At 43.2% G+C, this 12,957-nt stretch carries 10 protein-coding genes and 1 tRNA gene; 5 read left to right on the top strand and 6 right to left on the bottom strand.

Going from position 1 to position 12,957, the window contains the following annotated elements:
* Nucleotides 1-6 precede the first annotated feature (6 nt).
* The gene (locus R7Q41_RS03370) at nt 7-309 is read left to right on the top strand and encodes a DNA base-flipping protein (protein ID WP_005378570.1); all 303 of its coding nucleotides are present in this window, start codon (nt 7-9) and stop codon (nt 307-309) included.
* A gap of 30 nt (nt 310-339) precedes the next feature.
* Here R7Q41_RS03370 and R7Q41_RS03365 read toward each other — a convergent pair whose 3' ends face one another.
* A complete protein-coding gene (locus R7Q41_RS03365) occupies nt 340-774 on the bottom strand; it encodes a YbaY family lipoprotein (protein WP_005378572.1) in 435 nt (144 codons plus the stop codon).
* 240 nt (nt 775-1,014) lie between these two features.
* Here R7Q41_RS03365 and tesB point away from each other — a divergent pair, with 240 nt between their 5' ends.
* A complete protein-coding gene (gene tesB / locus R7Q41_RS03360; RefSeq protein ID WP_005378575.1) occupies nt 1,015-1,875 on the top strand; it encodes an acyl-CoA thioesterase II in 861 nt (286 codons plus the stop codon).
* 68 nt (nt 1,876-1,943) lie between these two features.
* On the opposite strand, the gene R7Q41_RS03355 is transcribed toward tesB, so the two are convergent.
* The gene (locus tag R7Q41_RS03355) at nt 1,944-4,985 is read right to left on the bottom strand and encodes a cadherin repeat domain-containing protein (protein WP_318144357.1); all 3,042 of its coding nucleotides are present in this window, start codon (nt 4,983-4,985) and stop codon (nt 1,944-1,946) included.
* A gap of 456 nt (nt 4,986-5,441) precedes the next feature.
* Nucleotides 5,442-5,906: an Lrp/AsnC family transcriptional regulator gene (locus tag R7Q41_RS03350; protein WP_025998626.1), complete on the bottom strand. Its 465-nt coding sequence runs from the start codon at nt 5,904-5,906 to the stop codon at nt 5,442-5,444.
* 140 nt (nt 5,907-6,046) lie between these two features.
* Between R7Q41_RS03350 and R7Q41_RS03345 the strand changes: the two genes are divergently transcribed.
* Nucleotides 6,047-7,141, top strand: coding sequence for a PLP-dependent cysteine synthase family protein (locus tag R7Q41_RS03345; RefSeq protein ID WP_005389952.1), 1,095 nt, complete (start codon nt 6,047-6,049; stop codon nt 7,139-7,141).
* Nucleotides 7,142-7,202: 61 nt separating this feature from the next.
* Here the strand turns inward: R7Q41_RS03345 and R7Q41_RS03340 are convergent, their stop codons facing one another.
* The gene (locus R7Q41_RS03340) at nt 7,203-7,520 is read right to left on the bottom strand and encodes a DUF1244 domain-containing protein (protein WP_005378586.1); all 318 of its coding nucleotides are present in this window, start codon (nt 7,518-7,520) and stop codon (nt 7,203-7,205) included.
* Between the two features lie 214 nt (nt 7,521-7,734).
* Between R7Q41_RS03340 and R7Q41_RS03335 the strand changes: the two genes are divergently transcribed.
* Nucleotides 7,735-8,310 carry a porin family protein gene (locus R7Q41_RS03335; RefSeq protein ID WP_085569626.1) on the top strand — a complete coding sequence of 192 codons (576 nt, stop codon included), beginning with the start codon at nt 7,735-7,737 and terminating at the stop codon, nt 8,308-8,310.
* A gap of 80 nt (nt 8,311-8,390) precedes the next feature.
* On the opposite strand, the gene vmeF is transcribed toward R7Q41_RS03335, so the two are convergent.
* Nucleotides 8,391-11,504, bottom strand: a complete 3,114-nt coding sequence (vmeF, locus tag R7Q41_RS03330; RefSeq protein WP_318144356.1) for a multidrug efflux RND transporter permease subunit VmeF — start codon at nt 11,502-11,504, stop codon at nt 8,391-8,393.
* On the bottom strand, nt 11,504-12,598 hold the full coding sequence (locus tag R7Q41_RS03325) for an efflux RND transporter periplasmic adaptor subunit (RefSeq protein ID WP_005389959.1): 1,095 nt from the start codon (nt 12,596-12,598) through the stop codon (nt 11,504-11,506). Before R7Q41_RS03325 ends, vmeF begins: the two co-directional genes overlap by 1 nt.
* 292 nt (nt 12,599-12,890) lie before the next feature.
* Here R7Q41_RS03325 and R7Q41_RS03320 point away from each other — a divergent pair.
* Nucleotides 12,891-12,957, top strand: a tRNA-Tyr gene (locus R7Q41_RS03320).

Here is a 12,957-nt window from a genome sequence, read left to right as displayed (position 1 = left end):
TTGAGTATGGACCAATTTTTAGCGCAAATCTTTGCTGTAATTCACCAAATTCCAAAAGGAAAAGTCTCCACCTATGGGGAAATTGCCAAAATGGCCGGTTATCCGGGCTATGCGAGACATGTTGGTAAAGCACTGGGCAACTTACCAGAAGGCAGTAAACTCCCCTGGTTTAGAGTGGTAAATAGCCAAGGAAAAATATCTTTAAAAGGCAGAGACTTAGAGCGACAAAAAAAGAAATTAGAAGCAGAAGGGATTGAAGTATCGGAAGTTGGCAAAACTTCACTTAAAAAATACAAATGGCAGCCTTAAGCTGCCATTTTTTGTTCTCAGTACGTCGTATTAACGTGTTCCAACTAGACGAATATCTAATTGGTGAGTTTGTGCTTCATCTGTAATAACACCGTTATGTGTGTCGCTGATAAAACGCAGCTTTCCATCTACCTCAATGCGAGCACGAACGCTGTAACGATGGTTTGGTTTGATTTCATTGCTGTCGTAACTCAACTCAAAAGAAAGAGGAACTTGCTTACCTTCTGTTTCGAATGTCTGTTTCGCCAACACTTTTGCTGGCGCATCCGCCAAGGACACATCTTCTAACGCAATAGTAACCACTGCGTTTGGTGGCAAGGCAATCCGCTCGCGATAAGCCACTGTACCTGTAATCGTCTTCATTGAAGCCTCTGTAGATTCCATTTCTGTATTTTGAGAAGTTTGGCAACCCACTAACGCAGCCCCAAAGAGTAGAGAAGTAACAAGTAGTAGTGTTTTTTTCATATATTCCTCGAAAAGAGCATTAAACCGAAGCAATTATAGGTGTGGAATATAAAACTGTCTGCTTCCTGTCATTTTATTTGACAATAGTTTGACTGAGTTAGAATTTATCAAACAATTGATTTTGTTTCATAATTGGAACAATACTATTTCTAAGTTACTCAATAGTTCTTAACTATGCCACTTCACAAGAGTGAGGCTGTTGAGGTAACTTGGAATGAAAGACAACGGTGAGGAGACACAATGAGTAAACCACTACGAGAATTGCTCAGCCTACTACAACTCGAAAAATTAGAAGAAGGCTTGTTTCGTGGCCAAAGTGAAAACCTAGGTTTGCCTCAAGTTTATGGCGGTCAAGTAATTGGGCAAGCACTTTCTGCTGCGCGCTACACCGTTGAAGAAACACGCACGGTACACTCCTTCCATAGCTATTTTTTGTACCCTGGCGATCCAGAAAAACCTATTATTTATGACGTAGAAAATCTGAGAGATGGCCGTAGCTTTAGCACTAGACGCGTAAAAGCAATTCAAAATGGACGCCCTATTTTTTACCTAACCGCATCCTACCATGGCGATCAACCTGGGTTTGATCATCAAAAAGAAATGCCAGATATCCCTGGTCCAGAAAACTTTGCCTCAGAGAGTGAGCTCGCAAGCCATATTGCAGAATTTCTACCCAAACGCTTACGCAAAACATTTTGCGGGGAAAAGCCAATCGAAACTCGCCCCGTTACGGTTATCAACCCTTTGAAGCCCAAAAAAGCAGAACCCAAACAGTACCTTTGGATTCGTGCTAATGGTGAAATGCCAGAGAATCAGCTAATTCACCAGTACCTTCTGGCCTACGCATCCGATTGGGGATTCCTTGTGACAGCAATGCATCCACATGAAGTCTCATTAATGACGCCTAACTTTCAAGTGGCCACCATTGACCACTCTATCTGGTTCCATCGTCCGTTTAAGATGGATGAATGGCTTCTATATGCGATAGAGAGCCCAACGGCGAGCAATACTCGTGGGTTGGTCCGAGGCGAAATATACAACCAGCAAGGTCACTTAGTGGCGACCGCCGTGCAAGAAGGGGTGATGCGCTACACGAAATAGCTCGTGTTCGTTACACGAAAAAAGGAGTGCTGTTCCGCACTCCTTTTTTAATGGGTATCAAACGATGATTAATTTGGTTGATACTTCATGTTAACAACCGACCATTCGTAAAGTGATTTCGGGTAACCATATTCGCCTTTCCCGTAAATGACATTTGGGTCGGCATAGAATCCACCTTTATTCGTTGCTAAAAATTCACGAACCCCACGACGGTAAGTAATCACAGGTGCTACTAACTCATACTCTACCTTTTCCATCTTCGAGTCATCAATTACTAAGAACCGAGTCATACGAATCGTGCTGCCGTTGGTGCAGTACCCTGGGTCATCATAGTCAATTGCTTCAAAAGGCTTGAGATCATCTTCGAACAGCTCTGATGTACATCCATCAAATCGAGCTAAGTGTACCCACGCTCCTTTTATTAGAGTTTGGTCATCGTTACCCACCGGCTTGAATGCAAGTAGTGCAATCTTACCTTTGCCGTATAGTTTCAATTCTTCGTCCGTTGGCTCACGCACTGAACGAACGTTCATCAAACCAAACTCACTTTCTTCTAAGTTAGAAAACTCACGTGCATTTAGCGTGCTAAACAATACTGTTTGTTCAGTTTCAAGCAATGTATATTGACCCGCAACACCTTCATCTGCAAAGCTTAGATACAGCTGGACTTTCTTACTTTCCAACGCTTTGTAATCTCGAGATTCTCCTTCAGAAACGTCGAGAGAAATCCAACGTCTTTTTACTGGCGGGAGGTCAAGTAACGTCAGCTCTTCCTTATCAACATCTAATGAAGCGACTCCTTTAATTGTTGAGCTGGATATTTGATAGCTGCGGTTTCCTATTGGTGTACCAAAGTCTAGCTTAACCTTTTTAAATGGTTCAAATTCCACCTTCATTGTAGAAGCACTTAAACCAGGGTGATTCGCTTTGTTAATAGTGCCATTTACGACGATTGTTTTAGCTTTGTAGTTGCGTCCAGTAAGAGTAACCTCTACTTGGTACTCGCCTGCGTGCAAAATCTTCAAACGCCCCGTATCAGGGGAAACTAGCTCGACCACAGGATCTTTTTGGTTAATAAGACGGTAACTTGCCTTCGCAGTCCCACCACTCATCACTGGTGAGATAACACTACCAGCGGAGAATTCTACCGTTGGGTAAGTAACCGATACAGGGTTTGTGCCTTGTTTAATCGTGACCGAGAAGCTACTTTCACCCGGATCCACTTTGTCGTCCCCCGCATCCGAAACAATAATTTTTGTGCTACCCGCGTTAAGAATTTGCATGGCACCCGTTTGGCTGCTTAAGGAAACTACATCTGTTGCTGCGTTGTCTGCAAATCGGTACGTAACTTCCCCAACCGTACCAGAGATTTTCGGCGCAACAAATGTTTGGCCAACCTTCCAAATCTCTTCCACATCGGATTGAACTTCAATTCGGCTCGGCGCACTCAAAATTGTCACGTAGACTTTTTGATCAGGACCAACAGTATAATTCGCGCTCTCTTTTCTGCGCACAGTTAGCGTCGCTTTACCCGCTTTATACACATGGAGACGTCCTTCACTAAAACCACCGACAACATCTGGTGCGGTGTTATCTACAATCTCAATTTGCTCGTCAGCACTCAAACCAAAATCACGATGAAGATCAAAACTGTATTTGTTGCTGTATACAACGTCATAATCGTGCGTTGCCATGGGTTGGCCTTCAGCCTTTGCAACTTTAATGACGACATTAAATTGAATAGGTTGGTAGAACTCCCCACCATCGTCTTCAAACTTAAGGTCGTACTCACCCGCAGTCACTACCTCCAACTTGCCGTCAGTCATTCGTAAGCCATTAGGTAAGCTGCTAACTAGATTTACGTTACCTTTTTGCCCTTTAAACGCCAGAGGGATTGAAAGATTTGGTTGATAGGTAAGCGGCATTTCAATGTCTTTTATAACGGGATGAGGCGCGCGATTAACTTCAAGATCAAAACGAGTTTTGCTTGCAGGATAATTACGCATGTCATGCTCGTAAATTTCCACTTCAGCAGCACCAACACCTTTGATCAGTAATGCTTCACCATTTTCAGTTTTAGCGACAACGTCTTCACCACGAATGATTCTCAGCTCATAGTCACCGTAGGCGTTCGTCACCTTAGGGAAAATTCGTCCACCTTCCTCATAAGTTGTGACAATATCCGCTGCGCTGATTTCTTGACGCTTGCCTTGTTTTATATCCACAAAAAATTGCGCTGTTTGCTGTTTATCTAGAAACGCGTCGCTGTAAGTTGCAGTCGCTTCAACCGTTAATCGCCCAACATTATGAACAAGAAGCAAACCCGTTTCAGGGTCTAGCAACTCGGCCACCTTGCTGTCTGGTACGCTATTTATGATTTTGTAAGAAATACGTTGCGTTTGAGCTTTATCTAAACGCACTGGTTCTAACGTCAACCCTTCTCGATACTCGTCTTCAAGCAAAGCGAACTGTAATTGCCCAGGAGCTACTGCATGCAGTTTAACCGTAGCGCGAACTTGTTTCGGCAAGTAAAAGTCGTTACCTGAATCAGTAATCAGCACCGATGCCTGACCAACTGAACCTAATGAATATACCGAACCGTTCTCATCAACACGAATCAAGTTATGACCACTTTCTACCTCATAACTCAGTTCGCCTTTTTGGCCACGGACGATCAACGCTTTTCCTTCTGACTCAATCGCATTGAAATTCAGATCACTCACTGAAAGTTCAGTATTGATGCCTCGCTCTACAGTGACAGAAAATCTTGCTTCAGAAGATTCATAAGCAGAGCTACTATCTGTAGCAAGAATCGTCGCCGTTCCTGGGCGCAGAATTTGTAGTATTCCTGAGTCATTAATTTTCACGACATTTGGCGGATTAGAGTCAATGACTTGGTAAGATACCGACCCATGTACATTGCTCAGTTTTGCTTCAGTAACCGTTCCCACTCCTTCAAACTTCAACACCGTGTCTTCCACTTTTAATTGCGGACGGTTCTGCTTTGTTACCGTAGTTGGTGTCTTCGTATTGTTCGGCTTAGAGTCTCCCCCACCGCCACAGCCAGCGAGTAAAGCTGCGAGAAAAAGCAAATAGTAATTTCTGTTCATTTTTAGTAATACTTTGTTACATACAAGATGGGGCGATAATAATACGATGTTTTATTAATCACTATCCCCATTTTTGAGTACTTTATTACTTAAGTAATTGCTACTGTATTAACCCTAAAAACAAATACTCAAAAATAGCGACCAAATTACATGAAAACACAAAAAGCAAACGTTTAAATCAAACTCTTCCATTAATTTAGTAAAAATTAATATTCAATAAAATAAAACATGAAAAAGAAAGAGAAAAAATTGCGTTATTTTTTCTTTCATTATGATGTATAGGATTAATGGACTGTAAAAACAAATGGTTAATGAAAAATAGAAGAGAGAATAAATATTGTTTATATTTGTAAAAATCTGGTAGGAAATAGTTTTAAAAGCATAATCAAACTACCTTTTAACATTTAAAATACTAAAAGGTAGAATTAACATTAGATAGAATTCTTATAGGGCGAGTTATTTTAGGATTGGTAACTCTGTTGTGTATTTAATGGACTCCATAGCAAATGTTGAAGTCACATTAGATAGCCCTTTTACACTATTAACTAACCGCTTATAGAATTCGTCAAAACACTTCATATCTTTGACTAGTACTTTCATCATGTAGTCATACTCGCCAGCCATACGATAAAACTCCATTACCTCAGGAAAGTCACTCACAGTTGTAACAAAATGGTGATACCAACCTTCGGAATGATCAATCGTTTTTAACTGAACAAATGCAATGAAAGATAGCTCGAGCTTTTCTGCACTTAACAACGCCACGCGTTTTTCGATGTAGCCCTCTTCTTCCAACCTTTTCAAGCGCTTCCAGCATGGTGTTGTAGTAAGATTGACTCGCTCAGCCACGTCATTTAATGACAAGGTGCTGTCGGTTTGTAGTAAAGCAAGCAGCTGCTTATCTATTCGATCTAAGCTCATTTCTATAAAACCCATAAAATGTAGAAAATTTTTCTACAGGCATCTTTATTAAGAGTAACAATAGCAAAGTTTTTCTCGGAAATCATAGATAAATTATCCCTATCTAATACTTATCTATCGATTTCCCAAGGAGAGACGCCATGTGTACTGACCACAATTGGATCAACAATGCAGTGCGTAAAATTGAAGCAGACTTCCAACGTTCTGCTGATACTCACTTATTTAAACTCGAACTACCTTCTCTTGATGGTATCGATATCTATCTAAAAGATGAGAGTACGCACCCTACAGGCTCTCTTAAGCATCGATTGGCGCGCTCATTGTTTCTTTATGCTATTTGTAATGGATGGATTGGTCCTGAAACCACTGTAATCGAGGCGTCCTCAGGCAGCACTGCCGTTTCGGAAGCGTATTTTGCGCGTTTACTTGGCTTACCGTTCATTGCTGTTATGCCGAAAACCACCGCACGTAAAAAGATTGAACAAATTGAGTTTTACGGTGGTAAAGCGCATCTTGTAGAGCGCTCAGATCAGATTTATGACGAGTCTCGACGCTTGGCTCAAGAGCTAAATGGTCACTACATGGACCAGTTTACTTATGCTGAACGTGCGACTGACTGGCGCGGTAACAACAACATCGCGAACTCTATCTTTAGCCAAATGGAGTTAGAGGATCACCCGATTCCTAGCTGGGTAGTGATGAGTCCTGGAACAGGCGGCACATCAGCAACCATTGGCCGTTTTATTCGTTACCAAAAATACGACACTAAGCTTTGCGTGGTAGACCCTGAAAACTCAGTGTTTTACGACGCTTTCCAGTCAGGAAATCACTCATTGAAAGGCGATACTGGCAGCAAAATTGAAGGTATCGGGCGACCACGTGTCGAACCAAGCTTTATTGCTGGTGTCATTGATGAAATGCGCAAAATTCCAGACGCAGCCAGTGTGGCAACCGCCCATTGGGTATCTCAGCTGATTGGACGTAAAGTCGGCGCATCAACAGGCACCAATCTTTACGGTGTGCTGCAATTGGCTTGTGAGATGAAACAACGCGGTGAGAAGGGTTCTATCGTGACGCTTCTATGTGATTCTGGAGAGCGTTACCTAGATACGTATTATGACTTAACATGGGTAAAAGAGAACATCGGCGATATTCAACCTTACTTAGCTCAACTCGAAGTCATTCAAGCAAAAGGTTGCGTTGAGCCAGCTTGTTGCGGCTCAACTAACGCTTAACGTGCAAACTGGACTTTAAAAAACAGCCCAACTTCATGCGGGCTGTTTTTATCGCTGGGTTTTACTTTTTCTGGCGCGCTTCAAACGCAGCCAATTGTTCTGGCGTTGCCGCTGGTTGATGATTTTGTTTCCACTCATCGTAAGTCATGCCGTAAACACGTTCGCGAGCGTCATCAATATCTAAATCCAAACCGAGATTTTCAGCCTCAGATTTATACCATTTGCTAAAGCAGTTGCGACAGAAGCCCGCAAGGATCATCAGATCGATGTTTTGTACGTCTTTGTTGGCATCTAAATGCGCCAATAAACGGCGAAATGTCGCCGCGTCTAACTTATCTTGTTCTTCTTGAGTCAAGTTTTTATATTTGAATTCAGCCACTTTCCTTTCCTTCTCTCTTATTTGACTAGCTTTCGTCACCATATCTAGTTAGTTGGTAGTCATGAGTAAGAAGTATGCTTTAGCGCAACAATTCCCATTCTAAAATCACTACCTTTGATAAAAGCTGATATGATAATTACCACCCATCCTATTGATTAAATTAACATTTAAACAAATCATTACAACGGTCTTTTACCAAGGTTATCGTCTAGTTATGAAAAACGCCATTCTATTATTGTCTACCTTGACCATTAGCGTGCCAACTTTAGCTGCTCAAGAACAAGCTCATCAATCTTATTTTTATCTAGGTACTGGTAACGTTGGTTTTGATACACCGTACTTCGGCTCGGATAGATACAATGAGTGGTCAACACCACATATCACAGTTGGCTGGGGTTACCATGTAAACCAATACCTCGCGTTTGAAGGGGTTCTGCGCTATTCACAAAATGAACTTAAGAACGATGCTCTAAAAACTGACTTAGATCTTCACTATTACCAAGCAGGTATGTCTGCTGTTGTAACGAGTGATGACTTAGGCGATACGCCACTATCACTATTCGGTCGCGCAACAGCGCTTGGCACTCAAGCCGAAATGTACGTACCAAACGAACAAAAGGTCACAGATGACTCAGGCGCACTATTCAACATCGGTGTTGGCGTCCATTGGGATATGAGTACAGATATCTGGTTACGCGCAGAGTACATTTATAATGTCGCAGATATGGGTTTTGAAGATTTTTACGACAGCTACGAAGGTGTACAAATCAGCCTAGGGAAACGCTTCTAATCGAACGCTTCCGAGCTAACTTTAAACCGATAAAGAGAAGCCGAGGTTATTACCTCGGCTTTTATGTTTTAACGTTTGATTTAAGGGTGCGCTATACGGCCCTTCGTATCATGGCTAATTGCTTTGTTTAACTCTGCTTCTACATGACCTGGTGCTTGTGTTTTCGCCGAAATCAATCGGTACATTGCCGGGATAACAAACAAGGTCACCAATGTCGCAAACCCCATCCCGAAAAAGATTACCGTACCCACGGCAATACGGCTCTCATAACCCGCCCCTGTCGATACGATCAACGGAATTGCGCCAGCAAGTGTGGTAAACGCAGTCATCAAGATTGGACGTAGACGTCGCGCAGCTGCATCAATGATCGCTTTTTCAAACCCAACGCCACGATCACGTAGCTGATTGGCAAATTCTACGATCAAAATACCGTTTTTCGTCACCATACCAATCAACATGATCATGCCGATCTGGCTATAAATGTTCATACCTTGGCCCATAATAACCAAACCAAGGAAGCCACCAAATACACCCATCGGCACCGTAAACATGACCACTAACGGGTTTACGAAGCTTTCAAACTGAGCCGCCAACACGAGATACGCCACTAGTAGTGCCAATGCAAACACAACAGCAACACTCGCTTGGTTCTCTTTAAAGTCTTTCGACTCCCCCGAATAGCTCACCGAAATGTCACCCGGTAAGTTGTCGATGGCTTCCTGGTCTAGGTAATTCAGCGCATCTCCTAATGTATAACCTTCCGACAGGTTGGCAGTAATAGTGATGGACTTCTGTTTGTTGTAGTGAGAAAGACGAATAGAGGCCGCCACTTCTTCAATTTTTGTGACCGCATCTAACGTCACTAGCTGACCGCTATTCGTGCGCAGATAAATCTGACTTAAATCTGCAGCATTATTAAAGCTATTTTCATCACCGCGAAGATACACATCGTACTCTTCGCCACGCTCAATATAAGTCGTTTCGCTTTTACCACCGAGCATGATTTCTAGGGTGTCAGAAATGTCTTTAACACTGACTCCTAGCTCTGCGGCACGCTGTCGGTCAACTGTAACCAATAACTCAGGCGTTTTTTCCGAGTAATCTATCTCTGCTCCTTCCATCATTGGTGATTCTTCTGCTTTGTTCTTTAGCATTTCAGCCCAAACAACGAGCTCACCGTAATCAGAGCCGCCTAATACGAACTGAACTGGCTCACTCGAACCACCTTGGAAACCTGGCATAAATGGGAACACTCGAACATCTGGGATACCCGCCAATTCTTTACGTACTTTGTTAAGGGCTTGCTGAGCCGTGATATCACGTTCGTTCCAATCTTCTAGAATCATGATCACAAAGCCTGTCTGGTCTCCTGCCTGGCCACCAAACGCTGGCGTTTGGATGCTGAATGACTTCAGATAACCTTGCCCTAGTAATGGCATCAATCGGTCTTCGACAATATCCATATTGGCTGACATACGATTGTATGACGTAGCATCTGCACCGCGCACAAACGCGAATATCACACCGCGATCTTCTTGTGGGGTCAGCTGGGCCGGTACCTGATTCATCAAGAAATAGCTACCGCCCAAACAAGCTAGAATCACCAGGGGAGCAGCCCAACGTACTTTTAATGCGCCTTTCAATAATGCGCGATAGCCACTCTCAAGCTTGCTAAACAAGCGATCAACTGCTTCATTGAATCGATTTGGATTTACATTCGCTTTCAAAATCTGACTACCTAATACAGGCGTCAGCGTCAGGGCAATCAAAGAGGAGAATATGACCGACATAGCCAGCAATACAGAAAACTCTGTAAATAGTAGACCTACCATGCCATCCATAAAGGAGATCGGTAAGAACACCATCACCAGCACTAATGTTGTTGCTATAACAGCAAAACCAACCTCTCTTGTACCTTTATATGCGGCGAGTAATGGCGATTCACCGCGTTCAATATGGTGGAAGATATTCTCTACAACCACAATTGCGTCATCCACCACCAAACCAATCGATAATATCAACGCCATCAAGGTGATCAAGTTGATAGAAAACCCAAAGTAGTACGCGGCAATGAACGAAGAAATCAGAGAAACAGGAACCGTAACCGCAGGAATTAAGGTGGCACGAGCTTGGCCGATGAAAATGTACAATACCAAAATCACCAAGCCGCCCGTGATAAATAGCGTGCTGTACACCTCTTCGATTGAACGCTCGATAAACACTGTCGCGTCGTAATCTATCGCAAGACGTGTACCTTCTGGTAAGAACTTCTGGATGTTATCGACTTCAGACCTAACCAGCTTCGCAACCTCTAACGGGTTTGCGTCTGACTGCGGTACCACACCAAGACTGATGTTTACTACACCATCACTTTTGAAGGTTGAGTTTTCGTTTTCTGCACCAATGAAGACATCTGCTACATCTTTTAAATAGATAGGTGTATTGTCGCTTGCGCGTTTAATGACAAGATATTGAAAATCTTCAGGCGTGTTATAAGTACGAGCCGTACGCACGGACATTACTGTTGAGTCGTTGCGAACTTCACCACCTGGGCTTTCTAGGTTCTCACTTCGTAAAGCTGATGTAATGTCCGAAGCTGTAACTGAACGTCCAGCCATTAGTTCTGGCTTAAGCTTCACGTACATGACCTTGTACAAACCACCGGAGAGATCAATGGAGCTAACCCCAGAGATCAGGCTAAAGCGGTCCATCAATACACGTTCGGCATAATCGGTTAATTGAGTACGGTCCATCTCTGCAGAACTGAGATTGATGTAGAGCGACGCCTCTCCCGAGCCATTGTTCTTATAAACAATAGGGTCATCCGCTTCATCAGGTAGCGAGCGCTGAGCACGAGCTACGGCATCACGCACGTCGCTCACACCTGTGTTGAGATCGTAACCTAACTCAAACGTGATCGTGATACGCGACATGCTGTTACGAGTAGTGGAGCTAATTTCATCAACTCCACTGATCCCAGAAAGCTGGTCTTCCAAAACGGAGGTAATTTGGCTTTCAATAATAGTCGCCGATGCACCCTCATAACGCGTACTGATAGAAACGACTGGGCTTTCTATATCAGGCATTTCACGAACGGCTAATTTGGTGAATGACACAAAGCCAAACACACACAACAGCATGCTCAGAACCAACGCCGCGACAGGGCGTTTAACTGAAACGTCGGACAGTAACATTAGTTTTCTTCCTCATCCGATTCACTGTCATTGCGTGTCACATCCGTGGTGTTCGCTTTTAGTGGCGCGACAATTTCTTTCACTTCGACACCATCACGCATGTTAACAATGCCTTGAACCACAATCTTGTCACCAATCTCAACACCAGATTCGATCACCACCTCGTTACCAACACGAGCACCTAGCGACACTTCTTGACGAGTAGCTTTGTTGTTTTCATCAATTACATATACAAAACGTTTAGTTCCGGAGTATTCAAGCGCTTGAACAGGAATGATTGGCGCCTTAATAGCAGGAAATGCTAGTGAAGCGTTCATCAACATGCCCGGCTTCAATTGATTTTCTGGGTTATCAAACTCAATACGCACGCGAAGATTCAGTGTTTCGGCGCTGATACGCGTATCAATACCTGTGACTTGACCAGTAAAGATCTGGCTACCCCATGCACTGGTTTTAGCGATGACTTCCATACCAATAGAAAGCATCGATAAATAGCGCTCCGGTACTTGCAAATCCAGTTCCATGACGGAAAGATCATCCAACGTCAAAAGTTCAGTACCCGCACTGACCATTTTGCCGCGGCTAAAATCGATAAAACCAACAGTGCCAGAAAATGGAGCAGTAATATGGAGATCAGCTAAATTGGCTTGAGCAGCATCTAGCCTCGCTTGTGCTATTTCAACACTGGCTTTTTGTGCATCGATTTCAGTTTGAGTAATCGCATTCCGCTTAACCAAACGTTGGAACTCTTTTAACTTACGCTGTTCATCTTTTAGATACGCCTTTGCCTCAATCAAAGCGGCTTGAGCCTTATCGTCATCTAACTTAATTAATAACTGGTCTTGCTGGACATTTTGATTCGCTTTAACAGCGATTTGATTCACTTTGCCGGCGACTTCCGATGCGACAACCACAGACTCCGCTGCCTTTAATTTGCCGATAAGAGTTAAGGATTGATTGATCTCGTGCGTTTCTACTTGTTCAGTCACAACAGTAACCGCTGAGCCTCCTCGCATCGCAGCGCAAACCGATGGAGAACTCAGTAATATAGAAAGCGTTAAAACAGATAACGATAACGTGGCTTTCATGCTCATGATATTGACTTCTAAACGAATAAACTTATGTCATTAAACTGCTTACAGTTTATCAGTAGATACGGTGTTTAACGTCAAGTAGTGTAAATTCAAGTAAAAAGCGCGCTTCTCTTCTGTTCAAAGGACAAACAAAACGCTGACTTTCTACCATCTTTGCCCAAAAAGACAGCATTCAACGTAAAAACGTAAGAAAAACGCTTTACAGCCTGAGCGAGTTTGCTATGATTCGCTCCGCACTTGGGAGATGAGTTGGGAAAACATCTTACTAAGTATAAAAATCCTCTGGAGGGGTTCCCGAGTGGCCAAAGGGAGCAGACTGTAAATCTGCCGGCACTGCCTTCGATGGTTCGAATCCGTCC

This window comes from Vibrio sp. 2096 (genome assembly GCF_033339595.1).
Classification (GTDB): Bacteria; Pseudomonadota; Gammaproteobacteria; order Enterobacterales; family Vibrionaceae; genus Vibrio; species Vibrio alginolyticus.
This window is presented reverse-complemented; position numbering and strand designations above follow the sequence as displayed.

Excerpts from the sequence above, each read along its gene's own strand:
- R7Q41_RS03335 (WP_085569626.1), top strand. The coding sequence starts at position 7,735 with ATGAAAAACGCCATTCTATTATTGTCTACCTTGACCATTAGCGTGCCA.
- R7Q41_RS03355 (WP_318144357.1), bottom strand. The coding sequence starts at position 4,985 with ATGAACAGAAATTACTATTTGCTTTTTCTCGCAGCTTTACTCGCTGGC.
- R7Q41_RS03365 (WP_005378572.1), bottom strand. The coding sequence starts at position 774 with ATGAAAAAAACACTACTACTTGTTACTTCTCTACTCTTTGGGGCTGCG.
- R7Q41_RS03345 (WP_005389952.1), top strand. The coding sequence starts at position 6,047 with ATGTGTACTGACCACAATTGGATCAACAATGCAGTGCGTAAAATTGAA.
- tesB (WP_005378575.1), top strand. The coding sequence starts at position 1,015 with ATGAGTAAACCACTACGAGAATTGCTCAGCCTACTACAACTCGAAAAA.
- R7Q41_RS03370 (WP_005378570.1), top strand. The coding sequence starts at position 7 with ATGGACCAATTTTTAGCGCAAATCTTTGCTGTAATTCACCAAATTCCA.
- R7Q41_RS03350 (WP_025998626.1), bottom strand. The coding sequence starts at position 5,906 with ATGAGCTTAGATCGAATAGATAAGCAGCTGCTTGCTTTACTACAAACC.
- vmeF (WP_318144356.1), bottom strand. The coding sequence starts at position 11,504 with ATGTTACTGTCCGACGTTTCAGTTAAACGCCCTGTCGCGGCGTTGGTT.
- R7Q41_RS03325 (WP_005389959.1), bottom strand. The coding sequence starts at position 12,598 with ATGAGCATGAAAGCCACGTTATCGTTATCTGTTTTAACGCTTTCTATA.